Origin of the sequence: Streptomyces sp. NBC_01426, assembly GCF_036231985.1 — a bacterium.
Classification (GTDB): domain Bacteria; phylum Actinomycetota; class Actinomycetes; order Streptomycetales; family Streptomycetaceae; genus Streptomyces.
In genome coordinates, this window is the sequence record NZ_CP109500.1 from 4,582,889 (window position 1) to 4,602,400 (window position 19,512).

At 73.0% G+C, this 19,512-nt stretch carries 14 protein-coding genes; 9 read left to right on the top strand and 5 right to left on the bottom strand.

Translation table 11 applies throughout. From position 1 onward, the window contains the following. The first annotated feature begins 7 nt into the window (after positions 1 to 7). Positions 8 to 892 carry a cellulose-binding protein gene (locus OG906_RS20350; protein ID WP_329444700.1) on the top strand — a complete coding sequence of 295 codons (885 nt, stop codon included), beginning with the start codon at positions 8 to 10 and terminating at the stop codon, positions 890 to 892. A gap of 146 nt (positions 893 to 1,038) precedes the next feature. Here the strand turns inward: OG906_RS20350 and OG906_RS20355 are convergent, their stop codons facing one another. Next, positions 1,039 to 1,899 carry an alpha/beta fold hydrolase gene (locus OG906_RS20355; protein WP_267826082.1) on the bottom strand — a complete coding sequence of 287 codons (861 nt, stop codon included), beginning with the start codon at positions 1,897 to 1,899 and terminating at the stop codon, positions 1,039 to 1,041. Positions 1,900 to 1,980: 81 nt separating this feature from the next. Between OG906_RS20355 and OG906_RS20360 the strand changes: the two genes are divergently transcribed. Continuing rightward, a complete protein-coding gene (locus OG906_RS20360; RefSeq protein ID WP_329444702.1) occupies positions 1,981 to 2,538 on the top strand; it encodes an ABATE domain-containing protein in 558 nt (185 codons plus the stop codon). On the opposite strand, the gene OG906_RS20365 is transcribed toward OG906_RS20360, so the two are convergent. Together OG906_RS20365 and OG906_RS20370 are read right to left on the bottom strand one after the other, a co-directional pair. Beyond that, complete coding sequence (locus tag OG906_RS20365; RefSeq protein WP_329444703.1) at positions 2,517 to 3,359, bottom strand: hypothetical protein; 843 nt, start codon at positions 3,357 to 3,359, stop codon at positions 2,517 to 2,519. The genes OG906_RS20360 and OG906_RS20365 overlap by 22 nt on opposite strands. Before the next feature lie 70 nt (positions 3,360 to 3,429). Continuing rightward, positions 3,430 to 5,052: an MFS transporter gene (locus tag OG906_RS20370; protein WP_392891324.1), complete on the bottom strand. Its 1,623-nt coding sequence runs from the start codon at positions 5,050 to 5,052 to the stop codon at positions 3,430 to 3,432. 415 nt (positions 5,053 to 5,467) lie between these two features. Here OG906_RS20370 and OG906_RS20375 point away from each other — a divergent pair, with 415 nt between their 5' ends. From OG906_RS20375 to mfd, 3 genes are all read left to right on the top strand, one after another. Further along, the gene (locus OG906_RS20375; RefSeq protein WP_392891326.1) at positions 5,468 to 6,244 is read left to right on the top strand and encodes an ABC transporter ATP-binding protein; all 777 of its coding nucleotides are present in this window, start codon (positions 5,468 to 5,470) and stop codon (positions 6,242 to 6,244) included. Next, positions 6,241 to 8,817 carry an ABC transporter permease gene (locus tag OG906_RS20380; RefSeq protein ID WP_329444705.1) on the top strand — a complete coding sequence of 859 codons (2,577 nt, stop codon included), beginning with the start codon at positions 6,241 to 6,243 and terminating at the stop codon, positions 8,815 to 8,817. The genes OG906_RS20375 and OG906_RS20380 overlap by 4 nt, the downstream gene beginning before the upstream one ends. Before the next feature lie 227 nt (positions 8,818 to 9,044). After that, complete coding sequence (mfd, locus tag OG906_RS20385) at positions 9,045 to 12,578, top strand: transcription-repair coupling factor (RefSeq protein WP_329444707.1); 3,534 nt, start codon at positions 9,045 to 9,047, stop codon at positions 12,576 to 12,578. Between the two features lie 59 nt (positions 12,579 to 12,637). Here mfd and OG906_RS20390 read toward each other — a convergent pair whose 3' ends face one another. Beyond that, entirely contained in the window at positions 12,638 to 12,811 is a 174-nt protein-coding gene (locus tag OG906_RS20390; protein ID WP_329444708.1) for an antitoxin, read from the bottom strand. A 217-nt stretch (positions 12,812 to 13,028) separates the two neighbouring features. On the opposite strand from OG906_RS20390, the gene OG906_RS20395 reads away from it, so the two are divergent. Together OG906_RS20395 and OG906_RS20400 are read left to right on the top strand one after the other, a co-directional pair. Next, positions 13,029 to 13,679 (top strand): hypothetical protein, encoded by a 651-nt coding sequence (locus OG906_RS20395; protein ID WP_329444710.1) that lies wholly within the window; start codon positions 13,029 to 13,031, stop codon positions 13,677 to 13,679. Further along, positions 13,676 to 15,175: a serine/threonine-protein kinase gene (locus OG906_RS20400; RefSeq protein WP_329444712.1), complete on the top strand. Its 1,500-nt coding sequence runs from the start codon at positions 13,676 to 13,678 to the stop codon at positions 15,173 to 15,175. The genes OG906_RS20395 and OG906_RS20400 overlap by 4 nt, the downstream gene beginning before the upstream one ends. A gap of 20 nt (positions 15,176 to 15,195) precedes the next feature. Here OG906_RS20400 and OG906_RS20405 read toward each other — a convergent pair whose 3' ends face one another. Continuing rightward, the gene (locus OG906_RS20405; RefSeq protein WP_329444714.1) at positions 15,196 to 17,649 is read right to left on the bottom strand and encodes a YfhO family protein; all 2,454 of its coding nucleotides are present in this window, start codon (positions 17,647 to 17,649) and stop codon (positions 15,196 to 15,198) included. A gap of 192 nt (positions 17,650 to 17,841) precedes the next feature. On the opposite strand from OG906_RS20405, the gene OG906_RS20410 reads away from it, so the two are divergent. Further along, a complete protein-coding gene (locus OG906_RS20410; protein ID WP_267826090.1) occupies positions 17,842 to 18,471 on the top strand; it encodes a SurA N-terminal domain-containing protein in 630 nt (209 codons plus the stop codon). A 28-nt stretch (positions 18,472 to 18,499) separates the two neighbouring features. Then, positions 18,500 to 19,486, top strand: a complete 987-nt coding sequence (locus OG906_RS20415) for a nucleoside triphosphate pyrophosphohydrolase (protein WP_329444716.1) — start codon at positions 18,500 to 18,502, stop codon at positions 19,484 to 19,486. Positions 19,487 to 19,512: the final 26 nt, after the last annotated feature.

Sequence of the window (19,512 nt, forward strand, 5' to 3'; positions counted from 1 at the left end):
TGCACCCATGTCACCTCACGGTCCCCAGGGTTTGGCGACCGTGCGCGGCCGTGGTTACCGGCCGGAAGAGGTCGACCGGTACCTCGTGCGCCTGTCGGGCAGCCGGGACGAGGCCTGGGAGCGCGTGGCACGGTTGACCGTCCTGGCCAAGCAGATGGAGACGGAGGCGGCGCGGCTGCGCGAGCAGGTCGCCACGCTGGCCCCGCAGACGTACGACGACCTGAGCGAACGGGCCCGGCGGATCCTGCTGCTCGCACAGGAGGAGGCGGACTGCGTACGCGCGGACGCGCGCGCCGACGTGTTCACCACCCAGGGCGCCGCCGAGGCACACGCGGACCGGGTGACCGAACTGGCGCGGCAGGACGCGGAAGCGGTACGGGAACAGACGGAGGTCCGGGCCCGACAAGGACTGCTGCGGGCGCGCCGCGAGGCGGACGACGCCCTGGGCGAGGCCCGGGACGACGCGGCGGCCTGGCGGTCGGACGCGCACGCCTCCCTCGTCGAGACGCGCCGCCGGTCGGAGGAACTGCTGGCGGAACGCGAGCAGGAACACGCGGACCGCCGGGACGCGGCCGAACGCGAACTGGCGGCGCGGGAAGCCGAACTGGAAGCCCGGAACGCGGAGCTGGAACGCCACGCCGAGGCGCGGCTGGCGGACGCGCGGCGGGCCTTCGCCGAGGCGGAGGAGTCGGCGCGGCACGGGCAGGAGGACGCCGAGGCCCGGGCGTCGGAGGTGCTGGCGCAGGCGCGGGTGCGGGAGGAACGGGTCGGGCGGGAGACGGAACGGGTCCTGCGGGAGCACGAGGAGGCGCAGGACGAGATGCGGGCGCACATGAACCACGTGCGGGCGAGCCTGGCGGCGCTTACGGGGAGGGCGCCGGCGGGACCGTAGCCCTGGCCGGGCGGTGGCTGTTGGTTGTTGCGGGTCCCGGCTGCGTCGGGCGCCTCAAGCGCCGGCGGGGCTGGGGGTGGGGGTCGGGCGGGGGGTCGGGGTCGTCCCCGACCAACCGTCCGACCCCGGCGTTTGGCGCGACTCGGTCAGAGGGTGGGGAGGAAGGCCGCGATCAGGGGGGCGATGGTGGGGAGGTGGGTTTCGAGGGCGAAGTGGCCCGCGCCCTCGATGACGTGTACCTCCGCGTCCGGCACGTCCCGCAGGTACGCCTTGGCTCCGGCCGGGGTGAAGAAGGGGTCGCCCGCGCCCCAGAGGACCAGGACGGGGAGTCGCGCCGAGCGGAGCCATGCCTGCCAGGCGGGGTAGTGGGCGAAGTTCGACGCGTAGTCGAAGGCCAGGTCGGCCTGGGCGTCCGCGCGGCCGGGGCGGGCGAGGTGGTGGAGGTCCAGGGTCCAGGAGTCCGGGGAGATCAGCGCGGTGTCGGCGACCCCGGTCTCGTACTGGAAGCGGGTGCCCTCCTCGGTGAACAGTCCGCGGACCTTCTCCTCGTCGCCGGGCACCTCCCGGCGCAGCCCGGCGAACTCGCGGGCCGCGTCCGACAGTCCCTCCTCGTAGGCGTTGCCGTTCTGCACGATGAGGCCCGTCACCCGCTCGGGTCGCCGCGCGGCGACCCGCAGGCCTACCGGGGCGCCGAAGTCGAAGACGTACAGCGCGAAGCGGTCCAGGGCGAGGGCGTCGGTGAAGCCCTCGACGATGTCCGCGAGCCGGTCGAAGGAGTATGTGAACCCGTTCGGGGTCTCGGTCCGGCCGAAGCCGGGGTAGTCGGGGGCGATGAGCCGGTACGGGGTGTCGGCCAGGGCGTCCATGAGGCGGGTGAACTGGTGGGAGGAGGTCGGGAAGCCGTGCAGGAGCAGCAGTACGGGGGCGTCGGCCGGGCCGCTCTCGCGGTAGGCGACGGTGACGCCGTCCACGTCGACGGTGCGGTGCTGGATGCGGGCCACGGTCATCACATGCCTCCTGGGGTGCTTGTTCCATTAGTCTCGGGGAGCAGGGCTAATGGGTCAAGGGGATTGGGTAGCATTAGTCGTGTGACTGTGAACTTTCCGCTCATCGGCGAGCACCTCGCGCTCGACCTGCTGAACACCCGTCCCGCCGACGGGGACCTCATCGCCGAACCCGAGGGCCTGGCCCGGTGGTTGGCCGAACAGGACGGGCGGTTGGGGCCGGTCGCCGGCGGGGTCGGGGAGGCCGAGGTGGTCGCGGTGGTCGCGGTACGGGAGGCGGCGCGGGCCGCGTTGGCCGCCGTACGGGGCGGTGAGCGGCCGCCGGTCGACGCGCTGCGCGTGCTGAACGCCGCCCTGGCGGGCGCCCCCGCCCACCGGGAGCTGACCTGGACCGCCGGGGCCGGGTTGGCGGCCGATCGCCGGCGCCCGACCCCCGACCCGGCGGCGCGCCTCGCGGCGGAACTCGCCGAGGCGGTGACGGAACTGCTCACCGGGCCGCGGGTGGGGGAGGTGCGGGAGTGCGAGGGGGCGGAGTGCGTGCTGCTGTTCCTCCCGGCGCACCCGCGGCGGCGGTGGTGCGTGGCGGGCGCGTGCGGGAACCGGGCGCGGGTGGCCCGCTACTACGCGCGGCGCCGGGCCTGATCGGGGATGTCGGGGCGCGGGAAGTGGTACGGGTCGCTCCTGAGGCCGTGTGAGGTCACCACCACGGTGAAGGCGGGGGCGGTTCCGTCCGGGAGGGGGGCCGTGAGGGTGGACGTCGTGGGGTCCAGGGTCGAGGGGACGGCGGTGTCGTCCACGCTCACCCGGGCGTCCTGGAAGCCGCCGCCCGACACGGTGACGACGCCGTCGGCGAGGGCGACGTCGGTGATCACCGGGTTGGCCCGGGTGGCCATCTTGTTCACCAGGTAGGCGCCCGCCGGGGCGCCGGTCAGGGCCCAGATCTCCGAGGGGAGGCGGGGGAGCCCGCCGCCGACGTCCGAGAGGAAGAACAGCACGACGTAGAGCATCGTGACCGCGCTGAGGGCGACGTACTGGAGGTCCATCAGGTCGGTCCGGCCGCTGTCGTTCGCGATGAGGTCGCGCAGGGGCCGGCGGCCGCCGGGGGTCGGCTTCGGGGCGGGTTTGGCCATGCTGCCGTTCTCCACGCGCACCCCGACGACGGTCTTCGCCGCGATGAGGGCCACGTACGGGCCGCCGAGCAGCGGCAGGTACACCGTGGTCAGCGAGGACAGCGGGCCGTGTTCGCCCTGGAACCAGTCGACGCCGCCGCCGGCTGTCAGCCCGTACGCGAGGATCGTGAACAGCAGCCAGAGCAGGATCACCGTCCAGGCCAGGGCCAGGGTGGTGGAGGTGGAGAGCCGGCCGTCGCGCCCGGTGACGAAGCCGGGGTTGCGGCGCAGTCGCAGGGCGACGGGGCAGGTCAGGGCCGCCAGTAAGAGCAGGGCGAAGAGTGCGGAAGTCATGTGTTCCCCCGGGTGGTGTCCGTGGGTAGACAGATAGCCCATTCGTTAGGGCCATGACAACCCGAGCGGTCTACTGCCGGTCGGGCAGGACCGGGAACTTCCGCGGTGCGACCAGGAGCAGCACCACCAGGGCCGCCACCGCCGCGGCCGTCGCGCCGAGGAAGACGTGGTCCACCGCGGCGTCCACGGCCTCCCGCAGGTAGTCGGCGGCGGCCGGCGGGAGCTGTCCCGGCCGGTCGAGGGCCTTCGACACGTCGTCCAGGTGGTCCGGCAGCCCCGCCACGGGGGCGTCCGCGAGTCGGGCGGCCATGGTGGCGTTGGCGACGGCCCCCGTCAGGGCTGCTCCCACGCTCTGGCCGACCTGCCGGGAGAACAGCACGGAGGCCGTGGTGGTGCCCCGTTCCGCCCACCCGACGGTGGACTGCACCCCGACGATCAGCGGCAGTTGGAACAGGCCGAGGGCGCCGCCCAGCAGCAGCATGACCAGTGCGGGCTGCCACACCGAGCCCGGGTACGGGAGCAGGGTGAAGCCGAACAGGGCCAAGGCGGCGATCCCCACCCCGAGGACGGCGCTGTCGCGGAAGCCGACGCGCCGGTAGACGTGTTGGGACAGGGCGGCGGTGAGGGGCCAGGTCAGGGTCATCGCCGAGGTGAGGAGCCCGGCTCCGACGGCCCCGAGGCCCAACACGCTCTGGGCGTAGATCGGCAGGAACACCTGTGGGGCGACGATCAGCAGGCCGAGGGCGCCCATGGCGAGGTTGACGGCCGCGATGGTGCGGCGGCGCCAGACCCAGCCGGGCAGGATCGGTTCGGCGGCCCGGCGCTCCACCCGGACCACCACCGCGGCCAGCAGCGCGCTCGCGCCGAACAGCCCCAGGGAGGGCGCCGACAGCCAGGGCCAGGCGACGCCGCCCTGCACCAGGGCGAAGAGCAGCACTCCGCCGCAGGCGAAGACCCCGAGGGCGCCCGCCCAGTCGACGGGCCCCCGGCGGCCGGGCGGGCGTACGGGTTCGACGAGGTGGCGGGCGATGAACCACAGGGCCACGGCGGCCGGCGGCACGTTGACCAGGAAGATCCACCGCCAGTCGGCGTACGTGGCGATCAGGCCGCCGACGGCCGGGCCGGCCAGGGCGGACACGGCCCACACCGCAGACATCCGGGCCTGGATGCGGGGGCGTTCCCGGCCCGGGTAGAGGTCGGCGGCGAGGGTCTGGACCGTGCCCTGGAGGGCGCCGCCGCCCAGCCCCTGGATGATCCGGAAGGCGATGAGGGCCGGCATGTTCCAGGCGAGCGCGCAGAGCACGGAGCCGACGAGGAACAGGGCCGTACCGAAGATCAGCACGGGCTTGCGGCCGTGGGTGTCGGACAGCTTGCCGTAGACGGGGAGCGAGACGGTGGTGGCGAGGACGTACCCGGCGAAGATCCACGAGAACACGGCGAAGCCGCCGAGGTCGCCGACGATCTGGGGGACGGCCGTGGAGACCACGGCGGCGTCGAGGGCGACGAGGCTCATGGTCAGCATCAGCGAGACGACGACCACGGTCTTCGGGCGGCCCGGTGCGGGGGCGCCGGCCGCCGGTTCCTCCGTGGCGGAAACGATTCCCCCGGAGGGTCCGGCCGGCGGGACGATCGCGTCGGCCGGACCGGCCGGCTCCTCCCCGAGGGGCGGTTCCGCTTTCTCCCCGATGCCCATCGAACCCCCTTCACCGTGCACGCATCCGCGGGGAACACCTTCTCACCACGGGTGTTTCCGGCGGTATCCCTCACTTCGGGTCCATCGAAGGGTGCAGAACCCCTAGGGGTTCGTCAGCACAAGGACCCAGGGGCCTTTCGTCCCGCCGGAGGAGGTGGGCGCTCCCGTCGCGTCTTTAACTGGTTCACATGAGGCGAGGTCGTCGGAGGGTGGGGACAACCCCCCGACGGATACGGCGACGGGCACCAGTGCGCCCGAACGCCCCCGCGCCGGAGACTTCACGACGGCGGCACACGGATCACCGCGAGCCGACGCCGACGCCGAAGCGGACGCACGCACCGACGCGACGCACCGACGCACGCACGCACACACGCACGCCGACGAACGAACGAGGGGAAACACCGTGACAACGGCTATGACCGAAACCAGGCACGGGGGTACTGGAGGGCATGAAGCCGTCGCGGCCCGGGCACGCAAGGTCGTCAAGGCCTACGGCTCGGGAGAGACCCGCGTCGTCGCCCTCGACGCGGTGGACGTGGACATCCGACGCGGGCAGTTCACCGCGATCATGGGCCCGTCCGGCTCCGGCAAGTCCACGCTGATGCACTGCCTCGCCGGACTGGACACGGTGACGAGCGGTGAGATCTTCCTCGACGACACCGAGATCACCGGCCTGAAGGACAAGAAGCTCACCCAGCTCCGCCGGGACCGGATCGGCTTCATCTTCCAGGCGTTCAACCTGCTGCCGACGCTCAACGCCCTGGAGAACATCACGCTCCCCATGGACATCGCCGGCCGCAAGCCCGACGCGGAGTGGCTGAACCGGGTCGTCGAGACGGTGGGCCTCGCGGGTCGCCTCAAGCACCGCCCCACCGAACTCTCCGGCGGCCAGCAGCAGCGCGTGGCGGTCGCCCGCGCCCTCGCCGCCCGCCCCCAGATCATCTTCGGCGACGAGCCGACCGGAAACCTGGACTCCCGGGCCGGCGCCGAGGTCCTCGGCTTCCTCCGCCAGTCGGTGGACGAGCTGGGCCAGACGATCGTCATGGTCACCCACGACCCGGTCGCCGCCTCCTACGCGGACCGCGTCATCTTCCTCGCCGACGGCCGGATCGTCGACGAGATGATCGACCCGACCGCCGACCAGGTCCTCGACCGCATGAAGGACTTCGACGCACGCGGGCGGACCTCGTGACCGTCATGAAGACCGCGCGACGCAACTTCGTCGCGCACAAGGGAAGAATGGCGCTCTCCGCCATCGCCGTCCTGCTGTCCGTGGCCTTCGTCTGCGGCACGCTGGTGTTCACGGACACCATGAACACCACCTTCGACAAGCTGTTCGCGGTCACCAACTCCGACGTCACGGTCAGCCCCAAGAGTGCCGGCGACGACCAGGAGAACCCGGGCAACGGCAAGCCGCGGACGCTGAACGGCTCGGTCGTCGACCGGGTCGAGAAGGCCGAGGGCGTGAAGTCCGCCGAGGGCGGCGTCCTGTCGATGTCCGTCACCGTCGTCAACACCAAGAACGAGAACCTGGGTTCGACCACCGGCGCCCCGACCATCGCGGGCAACTGGAGCGACAACGAACTCAAGTCGATGAAGATCACCTCCGGCAACGCCCCCCGGGGGCCGACCGAGTTGATGATCGACGCCGACACCGCCGAGAAGCACCACCTGGGGATCGGCGACGAGATCCGCACCATCGCCGTCACCGGCGACAACCGGGCGAAGATCAGCGGCATCGCCGCCTTCACCGTGACCAACCCGGGCGCGACCCTCGTGTACTTCGACACGGCCACCGCCCAGACGTTCCTGCTCGGCTCCGCCGGCGCCTTCACCCACGTCAACGTCACCGCCAAGGACGGGGTGAGCGACGAGCAGCTCAAGCAGAACGTCGCCGCCGCCGTCGGCGCCGACACGTACAAGCTCCAGACCGCCAAGGAAGCCGCGGACGCCAACCGCAAGGACGTCGGTTCCTTCCTCGACGTCATGAAGTACGTGATGCTCGGCTTCGCCGGGATCGCCTTCCTCGTCGGCATCTTCCTCATCTTCAACACCTTCTCCATGCTGGTCGCCCAGCGCACCCGGGAGATCGGCCTGATGCGCGCCATCGGCGCCGACCGCAGGCAGATCAACCGGTCCGTCCTCGTCGAGGCCTTCCTGCTCGGCGTCGTCGGCTCCGTCCTCGGCGTCGCCGCCGGAGTGGGCCTGGCCGTCGGCCTCATGAAGCTCATGGGCCAGATGGGCATGGACCTGTCCACCGACGACCTGACGGTCGCCTGGACCACCCCGGTCCTCGGCCTGGTCCTCGGCGTCGCCGTCACCGTCGTCGCCGCCTACATCCCGGGCCGCCGCGCCGGGAAGGTCTCCCCGATGGCCGCCCTGCGCGACGCGGGCACCCCGGGAGACAAGAAGGCCGGCCGGATCCGGGCCGCCCTCGGCCTGGTCCTCACCGGGGTCGGAGGCGCGGCCCTCTACCTGGCCGGCGCCGCCGAGGAAGCGGCCCCGGGCTCCCTGTGGCTGGGCCTGGGCGTGGTCCTCACCCTCATCGGCTTCATCGTGATCGGCCCGCTCCTCGCGGGTGTCGTGGTCAGGGCGCTGTCCGCCCCGGTGCTGCGGCCCTTCGGATCGGTCGGCCGGCTCGCCGAGCGCAATGCGCTGCGCAACCCGCGCCGCACCGGCGCCACCGCCGCCGCGCTGATGATCGGCCTGGCCCTGGTCGCCTGCCTGTCGGTGGTCGGATCCTCGATGGTGGCCTCCGCCACCGACGAGCTCGACAAGTCCGTCGGCGCGGACTACATCGTCAACTCCATGACCGGCCAGCCGGTCATGCCGCAGGCCGAGCAGGCCATGCGCGCCAACAAGAACCTCGACCACGTCACCGCCTACCGCGAGGTGCCCGCCAAGATCACGGCCCCCGACGGTTCCACGGTCACCGAGGGCCTGGGCGCCACCGACCCGTCGTACGCCAAGGACATCCGCCGCAAGATGCGGGCCGGGGAGCACGCCGACGCCTACGGTCCGCACGCGATGGCGGTCGGTTCGCTCTACGCCGACGAGCACGGGATCACGCTCGGCGACACGCTGACGGTCGCCTTCACCGGCGGCAAGACCGTCAAGCTGAAGGTCGCCGCGATCACCGGCGACGAGGGCAACATCGACAAGGGCATGAAGTACATCTCCACCGCCGTCGCCGAGGCCAACGTCCCGGCCGACCGGATGCCGCGCCCCTTCATGCTGCTGGCCAGCGCCAAGGCCGGTCAGGCCGACACCGCGTACGCCGAAGTCAAGGCGGGGCTCGCCGAGTACCCCCAGTACAAGGTGCTCAACCAGGCCGACTACAAGCAGGCGCTGAAGGACCAGGTCGGCCAGCTGCTCAACATGGTCTACGGGCTCCTCGCCCTCGCGATCATCGTCGCGGTTCTGGGCGTGGTGAACACCCTGGCCCTGTCGGTGGTCGAGCGGACCCGCGAGATCGGCCTGATGCGCGCCATCGGCCTCTCCCGCCGCCAACTGCGCCGCATGATCCGCCTGGAGTCGGTGGTCATCGCCCTCTTCGGCGCCCTCCTCGGCCTCGGCCTGGGCATGGGCTGGGGCGCGACCGCGCAGCAACTCCTCGCCCTCCAGGGCCTGAAGGTCCTGGAGATCCCCTGGCCGACCATCCTCGGGGTGTTCGCCGCGTCGGCCCTGGTGGGCCTGTTCGCCGCACTGGTGCCGGCCTTCCGGGCGGGGCGGATGAACGTACTGAACGCAATCGCCACCGACTAGGTCGGGAGGCGGTTGTCACGGGGGTACGCCGGCCCCGGTCGTCCAGTCGGACGACCGGGGCCGGCGTCGTGCCGCGGGCCGGCCCACCGCGGCGCCGGTCGTCACTGCGCGCGACGACGGCAATCCCCCGCGCGGTCGGGGGAGCCGCGTCGTAGGGTGGGAACCCCCGGCCCGTTCACGTGTCGGGCCCTTCGCGTTGCCCCTCCACCGGACGGAAAGCCCTGCTCATGAGCCTGTACGGACTGCTCGACGCCGTCACCCGGGACCCCGCCCTCGCCGAGGCGGTCGCGGCGGCCGGGGACGGCAACCGGATGCACGTGGACCTGGTCGGTCCGGCCGCGGCGCGGCCCTTCGCGATCGCCGCGCTGGCCCGGCGGACCGAACGGACCGTGCTGGCGGTGACCGCCACCGGGCGGGAGGCCGAGGACCTGGCCGCCACGCTGCGTTCCCTGCTGCCGCCGGACGAGGTGGCCGAGTACCCCTCCTGGGAGACGCTGCCCCACGAGCGGCTCTCCCCCCGCAGCGACACCGTGGGCCGCCGGCTCGCGGTGCTGCGCCGGCTGACGCACCCGAGCAAGGACGACCCGGCGACCGGCCCCGTCTCCGTGGTGGTCGCGCCGATCCGCTCAGTGCTCCAGCCGCAGGTCAAGGGGCTGGGGGAACTGGTCCCGGTCAGTCTCCGGCAGGGGCAGGCCGTCGACCTGGGGGAGGTCGTCCAGGCACTGGCCGCGGCCGCGTACGCGCGGGTCGAGCTGGTGGAGAAGCGCGGCGAGTTCGCCGTGCGCGGCGGCATCCTCGACGTGTTCCCGCCCACCGAGGAACACCCGCTGCGCGTGGAGTTCTGGGGCGACGACGTCGAGGAGATCCGCTACTTCAAGGTCGCGGACCAGCGGTCCCTGGAGATCGCCGATCACGGGTTGTGGGCCCCGCCCTGCCGTGAACTGCTGCTGACCGACGAGGTGCGGGAGCGGGCCGCCGCGCTCGCCCAGGAGCACCCGGAGCTCGGGGAACTGCTGAACAAGATCGCCGAGGGGATCGCGGTCGAGGGCATGGAGTCCCTCGCCCCGGTCCTGGTCGACGACATGGAACTGCTGATCGACGTGCTGCCGGCCGGGTCGATGGCCGTCGTGTGCGACCCGGAGCGGGTGCGGACCCGGGCCGCCGACCTCGTCGCCACCAGCCAGGAGTTCCTGATGGCGTCCTGGGCGGCCACCGCCGGCGGCGGACAGGCCCCGATCGATGTCGGCGCGGCCTCGCTGCGGGGCATCGCCGACGTCCGCGAGCACGCCCGCGCCCTGGACATGATGTGGTGGTCGGTCTCCCCGTTCGCCGCCGACGACAGCGCCGACGGGGCCGACACCCTCAAGCTCGGGATGCACGGCCCGGAGGCCTACCGGGGCGACACCGCCCGCGCGCTCGCCGACACGAAGGCGTGGCTCGCCGACGGCTGGCACACCGTGTACCTCACCGAGGGACACGGCCCGGCCGCCCGCACCGTCGAGGTGCTCGGCGGCGAGGGCATCGCGGCCCGCCTGGAGGCGGACCTCGCGGTCCTGGAGCCGGGCATCGTGCACGTGACGTGCGGCTCCCTCGACAACGGCTTCGTCGACCCGGCGCTCCGGCTGGCCGTGCTCACCGAGACCGACCTGACCGGGCAGCGCACCGCCAGCAAGGACCTGGGGCGGATGCCGACCCGGCGCCGCAAGTCCGTCGACCCGCTGACCCTGGAGGTCGGGGACTACATCGTGCACGAGCAGCACGGCGTGGGCCGCTACATCGAGATGGTCCAGCGGACGGTGCAGGGCGCCACCCGCGAGTACCTGCTCGTCGAGTACGCCCCCGCCAAGCGCGGTCAGCCCGGCGACCGGCTGTACATCCCCACCGACCAGCTGGAGCAGGTCACCAAGTACGTCGGCGGCGAGGCGCCGACCCTGCACCGGCTCGGCGGCGCCGACTGGACCAAGACCAAGGCGCGCGCGAAGAAGGCGGTCAAGGAGATCGCCGCCGACCTGATCAAGCTCTACAGCGCGCGGATGGCGGCCCCCGGCCACACCTTCGGCCCGGACACCCCCTGGCAGCGGGAGCTGGAGGACGCCTTCCCGTACGCGGAGACGCCCGACCAGCTCACCACCATCGCCGAGGTCAAGGAGGACATGGAGAAGTCCGTCCCCATGGACCGGCTGATCTGCGGCGACGTCGGCTACGGCAAGACCGAGATCGCGGTGCGGGCGGCCTTCAAGGCGGTTCAGGACGGCAAGCAGGTCGCCGTCCTCGTGCCCACCACGCTGCTCGTGCAGCAGCACTTCGGGACGTTCTCCGAGCGCTACAGCCAGTTCCCGGTGAAGGTGAAGGCGCTGTCCCGCTTCCAGAACGAGACCGAGTCGAAGGCCACGCTGGAGGGGCTGCGCGAGGGCTCGGTGGACATCGTCATCGGTACGCACCGGCTGTTCTCGCAGGAGACGAAGTTCAAGGACCTGGGCCTGGTCATCGTCGACGAGGAGCAGCGGTTCGGCGTCGAGCACAAGGAGCAGCTGAAGAAGCTCCGCGCCAACGTGGACGTGCTGACCATGTCCGCGACCCCGATCCCGCGCACGCTGGAGATGGCGGTGACCGGCATCCGCGAGATGTCGACGATCACCACCCCGCCGGAGGAGCGCCACCCGGTGCTCACCTTCGTCGGCCCGTACGAGGAGAAGCAGATCGGCGCGGCCGTCCGCCGCGAGCTGCTGCGCGAGGGGCAGTGCTTCTACATCCACAACCGGGTCGAGTCCATCGACCGGGCCGCGGCGAAGCTGCGCGAGATCGTGCCCGAGGCGCGGATCGCGACGGCGCACGGGCAGATGTCGGAACAGGCCCTGGAACAGGTCGTGGTGGACTTCTGGGAGAAGAAGTTCGACGTCCTCGTCTCGACCACGATCGTCGAGTCCGGCATCGACATCTCCAACGCCAACACCCTGATCGTGGAGCGCGGCGACAACTTCGGTCTCTCCCAGCTCCACCAGCTGCGCGGACGCGTGGGCCGTGGCCGCGAGCGCGGGTACGCGTACTTCCTGTACCCGCCGGAGAAGCCGTTGACGGAGACGGCGCACGAGCGGCTCGCGACGATCGCCCAGCACACCGAGATGGGCGCCGGCATGTACGTGGCGATGAAGGACCTGGAGATCCGCGGCGCGGGCAACCTGCTGGGCGGTGAGCAGTCGGGCCACATCGCGGGCGTCGGCTTCGACCTGTACATCCGCATGGTGGGCGAGGCCGTGGCCGACTACCGGGCCGCCATCGAGGGCGGGCCGGAGGAGGAGCCGCCGCTGGAGGTCAAGATCGAGCTGCCGGTCGACGCGCACGTCCCGCACGACTACGCGCCCGGTGAGCGGCTGCGCCTCCAGGCCTACCGGTCGATCGCCTCGGCGAACTCCGAGGCCGACGTCAAGGCCGTGCGGGAGGAACTCACCGACCGCTACGGCAAGCTGCCGGAGCCGGTGGAGAACCTGCTGTTGGTGGCGGGGCTGCGGATGCTCGCCCGTGCCTGCGGGGTCGGCGACATCACCCTCCAGGGTCCCAACATCCGCTTCGGGCCGGTGGAGTTGAGGGAGTCCCAGGAGCTGCGGCTCAAGCGGCTCTACCCGGGGGCGGTGCTCAAGCCGGCCGCCTCGCAGGTGCTGATCCCGCGACCGAAGACCGCGAAGGTCGGCGGGAAGCCGTTGGTCGGACGGGAACTGCTGGCCTGGACCGGCGAGTTCCTCACCACGATCCTCGGCTCGTGACGTGACCGACGCGGGTGCGGAGCCGGCCGGCCCGTCGGCTCCGCACCCGCGTCGGCGGGCTACCTCGTCGGGTCGTCGTCGACGCCGAGGCGCCTTTCCGCCTCCTGCTGGGCCCGGTCGACCTGGTCGGCGTACTTCCCGCCGGTCTTCTCGTTGGCCTCTTCCTCGAGGTTGTCCGAGATGTCCTTGCCCTTGGTCTTGGCCTGGTCCCTGAACCTGTCGAAGATCCCCATGTGCACGACCTCCTGATGGTGTCCCCTTTGTGACGCTACGCGCGTTCCGCGTGCTTCGCCCGCCGGCCGGTGGGCCCGCCCGGCGCCACCCGGCGGGTCGTCGTGCTGCGACCCTGCAACGGTTGCGGTCATCCCCTCACTCACTTCGGACAAGGCTGTATACGCTCAGTCCCGGAACTCATCTTTTCTTTATCCGTACGGCCCGTCAGGAGCAGCGATGCACGGCCCCGGCTTCCCGCCGCAGCATGGCCACCCCGGCCCCCCGCCCAGCGACGGGAGCGTGGTGACGCTGCGCGTACTGTTCGCCGTGCTGCCCGTGCTGACCTGCGGTTTCCTCGCGTGGGGCACGATGTTGCGGCTCGCGTTGGTCACGCGCAAGCCGCGGGACTGGATGCTGCTCGTCGTCAGTTGCGTGCTGCTCGTCGTGTGGGTGATCTTCATCGGCCTCGACAAGACCCCGGACACCAGCGGCTGGCAGAGCGACTTCGGCGCCGGCGGCACCCTCCTGACCGGTCTCGCGGTCACCGTGTACTACCTCGTCGCGGACATCCGGCACCACGAGAACCGGAACAACGGCCGCACGCAGGTTCCGTGGTACCCGGCGCCCGCGCCGTACACGCCGCCGCAGCAGCAGCACGGTTCCGGGCAGGGCTACGGCTACCCGCAGGGCCAGACCTCCACCCCGATCCCGAACCGGCCGGACGTCCCGCCGCAGGTGACGCCGCCGCGGATCGGGCAGGTCCGCGCCGAACTCGACGAGCTGAGCGAACTCCTGCGCAACCGGCCGCCGCAGCCGAACGGGCCCCCCAAGCCGGGCGGCCCCTACCAGGACCCGAACCCGACCGCGACCCAGGATCCCCACCAGTGACCGACCGGCTCATCGGCGACCGCTACCAGCTCGCCGCCGTCCTGGGCCAGGGCGGCATGGGCCAGGTCTGGACGGCGTACGACCGCCGGTTGGACCGGCGGGTGGCCGTCAAACTGCTGCGACCCGACAAGGTCGCGGGCCCCGGCACCGTCGCCGAGGAGCTGCGCCGCCGCTTCGTGCGCGAATGCCGGGTCACGGCCCAGGTCGACCACCCCGGGCTGGTCACCGTGCACGACGCCGGCAACGACGGCGACGAGCTGTACCTGGTGATGGGGTACGTCGAGGGCTCCGACCTGTCCGACCACCTCGCGGCCCACGACCCGTACCCCTGGCCGTGGGCCGTCGCGGTCGTCGCGCAGCTGTGCGCGGTGCTGTCCGCCGTCCACGCGGTGCCGATCGTGCACCGCGACCTCAAGCCCCGCAACGTGATGATCCGCCCCGACGGCACGGTGCTCGTCCTCGACCTCGGCGTCGCCTCGGTGATGGACACCGACACCACCCGCCTCACCAGCACCGGGACTCCGATCGGCAGCCCCGCCTACATGGCACCCGAACAGGCCATGGGCGGCGCCGTCGGCCCGTACACCGACCTGTACGCCCTCGGCGTGCTGCTGTACGAACTCCTCAGCGGCAACGTGCCCTTCGCCGGCTCCACCGCCCTCGGAGTCCTCCACCGGCACCTCTACGAACCCCCGGTGCCGGTGCGCCGGCTGCGCCCCGAGGTGCCCCACGCCCTGGAGGCCGTGCTCCTGCACCTCCTCGCCAAGGACCCGCAGGACCGCCCCGGCTCCGCGCAGGAGGTGTACGAGGCCCTCACCCCGCTGCTGCCCAAGCACGGCGTCCCGACCGGCCACCTCGACCCGACCCGCCCGTTCCTGCGCCCGCAGGCCCCCTGGCCCGACCGCCCGACCGTGCCGGCGCGCCCCGACACGCCGCCCGCCCCGCCCCGGCCGGACATCCCCGGCGCCGTGGACGAGGCCCGCACGCTCCTGGACCAGGGGCGACTCACCCAGGCCGTGGACATCCTCGGCGGCATCCTCCCGGCGGCCGCCGCCGAGCACGGGGACCACTCGCCGGTGGTCCGCTCCCTGCGCAAGCAGTACGCGGCCACGCTGATGGACGACGGCCAGTACCGGCGCGCCCTGCCCGAACTGCGCCGCCTCGCCGAGGAGTTCCCGCCCGGCGACGCCCAGGCGCTGCGCTTTCGCTACGACGCCGCCCAGTGCCTGGAACAACTCGGCGAACCGGCCGCCGCCCTCGCCGAGTACCGCTCCCTGCTGCCGCTGTTCGAGAACCACTACGCCAACCCGGACCCCGGCCTCCCCCTGGAGGTCCGCCGCCGGATAGCCCACCTGCTGCTCTCCCTCGGCGACCGGGCGGGCGCCCACGACACCCTGGTCCGCCTCCTCTTCGACGCGGACCGCGTGCACGGCCCGGGCCACCCCCTCCCGGTGGAGATCCGCCGCACCCTCCAATGGCTGGGCCAGGTCCGCTGACCCCCGCGCGCGGGCCGCGCTCAGACCCGGACGCCGGCGGCCTCCGCCCGACCGGACGGCGTACCGGACGGGACCGACGGCCGCGACCCGGTACGCCGCCCCCCACCGGCCCCGCGCCGCAACCGGCCGAACGGGACGAGCCGGACGAGCAGGACCAGGAGGGCGACCGCCGCGGCCGCCGCGCCCGGCACCAGGCCCGGCGGGCGGAACGTACACGTCACCGAGCGGGTGTCGGGGCCCACGGGGACGGCGACCAGACCCAGGTGGGCGCTCGCCGGACGGCCGCCGCAGGTCCAGCCCGCGATCGCCGGCGCCGACACCACCAGCGTGCCGGTCGTGCCCGGCCGCAGGGTGGCCCGCACGCCCGACGCGTCGACCCGGAGCGCGGTCGGCGCGCCGGCCCGCAGCGCGGCCACCGCCGTGTCCAACCGGGCCCGGTCCAGGCAGGCCAGCTCCCAACGGGCCGGCGCGGACCGCTCGAAGAGCAACCGCGAGGCGGGACCGTGCGCGACGCCCATCGGCTGGAGCGCGGCCCGGTTGCGCGGCGGACGGGCGTTCAGCCGGAAAGCGGTGCCGTCCGCGAGCCGGGCGGTGCCGTTGTACTCCGGGGCCCACAGGAACGCCTCGGTGCCCGCCCGACAGACGCCCGGCGTGAGCGGAGCCTCGTAGGCCCGGGCGCCCAACAGGAGTTCCTGATTGGCGAAGGGGGAGGGGCCGTAGGCGAGCGGGGGACCCGGCGGCCGGACCGTGACCAGCGGCGCGGCCGTCGCCCGGCCGATCGTGCCGTCGGGACGCAGCCGCGCCCCGACCGCGAAGACGGCGTCGGTCACCGGATTGTCGAGGCTCTGGACACTGCGGCCCCGCGAGGTCCAGCCCGCCCCGAGGGCGACCATCGTGCGGGTGAACACGTCCGGGGTGTGGCTGCTGTAGTACGCCCCGCCCTCACCGCCCAGCAGCAGCGGATCGTTGCCCGTCAGCGCCGGCCGGCCCGGGTCGGTCCGATACCCGGGCCACCCCTCGGCGCCCGCCAACGCCCCGGAGCGCGCCGTGTGCGCGGGCCCCCAGGAGGGGTAGTCGTCCAGCCCGCCGAGCTTGCCCAGGTGCCCGTACGCGACGGTCGCCGCGGCCTGGCCCACCAGGACCGCGACCAGCAGCCCGGCCGCCGGGAGCGCGAGGCGCCGGCCGCGCAGCGCCCACCAGGCCCAGCCCGCCACCGCCAGCCCGCCGCCGAACAGCGCGTACCCCCAGCCGGTCGCGAGCGGGCTGCCGGCCGCCCCGAGCGCGGCCAGACAGAGCACCCCCGCGCCCGAGGCCAGCGCCCGCACCCCCGGCGGGCCGGCCGCCAGCCCGGTCCAGGCGGCGATGACCACGATCCCGGCGAGCACGAAGGTCTGCCGGTACGGGCTGCCGTTCGGGGTCGCGAAGGCGTGCCACGCCAGATGGGTCGGCGCCCACTGGAGCGAGAGCAGCACCGCCACCACGAGCCCCGTCCACCACAGTCGGGCCCGCACCGGCACCGCCCGGTGGAACGGCAGCGCCGCCACCAGCAGCAGCGTCCCGGTACCGACGAACAGGGCGGGGGAGGAGAAGGAGTACGTGGCGGGCAGCAGTCGCGCCAACAGGTCCCCGGTCGCCGCCGGCGCGAACTCCTTGGACCACCCCGGATACGCCTGCCTCGAACTGAGGAACAGCGGCGCCAGCACCGGCGCGGCCAGCGCGACGCCCAGCACGGTCGCCGTCGCGGCCCGAACCGGCACCCGCGCCCGACCGAGCACGCCTCGCCCCTCGCGCACCACGTCCCGGTCCTGCGCCAACCGCACCACGAGCACCAGCGCCGCGCCCAGGGTCGCCATGTACGCGGTGTAGAAGTTCGCCGTCCAACACAGGGCCACGACCAGCGCCGCCGCCCCGGGGCGTCGGCCGCGCAGGGCCCATTCACCCGTCAGACACAGGAGCGGGAACGCGATCAGCCCGTCCAGCCACATCGGGTTGTACGCGGCCTCGATCACCGACCAGCCGCACAGCGCGTACGAGGCCCCGAGCAGCCCCGCCGCCCACCACGGCCCGCGCCGCTGCGTGCGCAGCAGCCACGCCATCGCGGCGGCCGCGGCCGCCGTCTTGAGCACGGTGACCACGTACACGGCGAGGTCGATGTCCGCGCGCGGGAAGACCCCGACGAGCACCGCGAACGGGCTCGACAGGTACGTCCCGAAGTCCGGCAGGAAGCTCGTCCCGTACCCGGAACGCCAGTTGAGGAGCAGGCCGCCCTCGGCGCGCCCGTGCAGCAGGTCCCACAGGTACGCGTGGAACGGCACGAACTGGTTGCCGAGGTCGTTGACGCTGCGGTGGCGGGGCCCGTACGGGAAGACGCGCGCGACGGCGTCCCCGGCACACACGGCCACCGTCGTGATCAGGGCGGCGAGCGCCGAGCCGAACAGGCTGCGGCGCCGCGGGGAGCTGTGCGGTGTCGACATGGTGGGCCGACCCTGGCAGACGCGGAGGACGCCGGGATGGCGCCGGGGTGACCGGCGCGCCAACACTCGCGCACCCCAACACGCTCGGAATCGTTGGTCGAACCAGTGGCTCGGATCACCCTGACTGCATAACATCGATCACCGCACGGCCCTTGTGCATCGACGCACAATCTCCCGGCCCTGGAGGCTCCTTTGCACCGTCGCACTGCGCTCTCCGTCTCCGCCGTCCTGCTCGCGGCGGCTCCCCTGCTGTCCGCCTGCTCGAACGAGACCCGCCCCGGCACGGCAGCCGTGGTCGGCGGCGAACGGATCACCACCTCAGCGCTCCAGGCCCAGGTGAACGACGTACGCGCCGCACAGAACCGGTCCACGACCCCCACGCCGGCCGAACTCGTGGAGAGCTCCCCCCGACTGGAGCGGACCAAGCTGCGCGCGATGATCAACAGCCGGATCCTCGACAGGATGGCCGAGGACGCCGGGATCACCCTCACCACGAGGGAGCTGGAGGAGCAGCGCAAGCAGTTCGTCGACAGCAGCGGCGGCCCGCAGAAGTTCCAGGCGGCGATCCTCCAGGAGGCGGTGACGGCCCCCGGCCAGATCGACCGCTTCGTCACGGACCAGCTGCTCCTGTCGAAGCTCATGGACAAGTACGGCAAGGACAAACTCACCGCCCCCGCGTCGGCGGCCGCCGAGAAACTGGGCATCGAGGTCAACCCGCGCTACGGCAGCTGGGACGCCGAGGGGATCCGGCTCGGTGACGGGACCACCCCGTGGATCATCCAGCGGACCCGGCCCGAGCAGGCCGTACCCGCCGGGACCTGAGTCGCCCGTCCGGAGGTAGGTTCGGGGGGTGACTGAGCACGCGACCCCCGAGCCCGCCGAGCCCACCGGCCGCATCGTCCTGCTGACCACCAGCCACCGGGTCGCGCCCGGCCTGCTGTCCTGGTCCGCGTGGCAGACCTTGCACGCCGCGGACCGGGTGCTGTGCGCCGATCCCGACCACCCGCAGCTGCCGTACCTGCGCGAGGCGGGTGTCGAGGTGCTCCACGCGGTCCCCGACGCCCACGAACTCGTCGAGGCCTGCGCCGGCGGCGCCACCGTCGTGGTCCTGCCGAGCGGCGAGGGCGACCAGCGGCTCACCGACGGCCTCGCCCGCCTGGCCGGCTCCGGTCGGGTCGCGATGCCGGACCTGGAACTGCTGCCCGGCTCCTACGACCTGCCCGGCGCGCGGCTGCTCGACCTGGTGCAGGTGATGGACCGGGTGCGGCGGGAATGCCCCTGGACCTCGGCGCAGACCCACGAGGCCCTCGTGAAGTACGCCATCGAGGAGGCGTACGAGCTGGTCGAGGCGATCGAGGCCGGGGACCGGGAGGAACTGCGCGAGGAGTTGGGCGACGTCCTGCTCCAGGTCTTCTTCCACGCCCGGATCGCGCAGGAGCACGCCGACGAGCCGTTCTCCATCGACGACGTGGCCGGGGACCTGGTCGACAAGCTGATCCGCCGGCACCCGCACGTCTTCGGCGACGCGCGGGCCGAGACGCCCGAGGACGTCAACGCGCACTGGCAGGCCACCAAGGCGGTCGAGAAGCGCCGCGCGTCGGTCACGGACGGGGTCCCGGTCGCCCAGCCCGGCCTCGCGCTCGCGGCCAAACTCGCCGGCCGGGCCCGCACGGGCGGCATCGCGGTGGAACTGCCCCGGGGCGAGGGCGTCGGCTACGAGCTGCTGGAACTGGCGGCGCGCGCCGAGGCGGCGGGAGTCGACCCCGAGACCGCGCTGCGCGCCGCGGCCCGCGTCTACCGGGACGCGATCCGGGCGGCGGAGGGCGCCGACGCCTGACCCGCGCCGGGCGGCACGTCGACGGC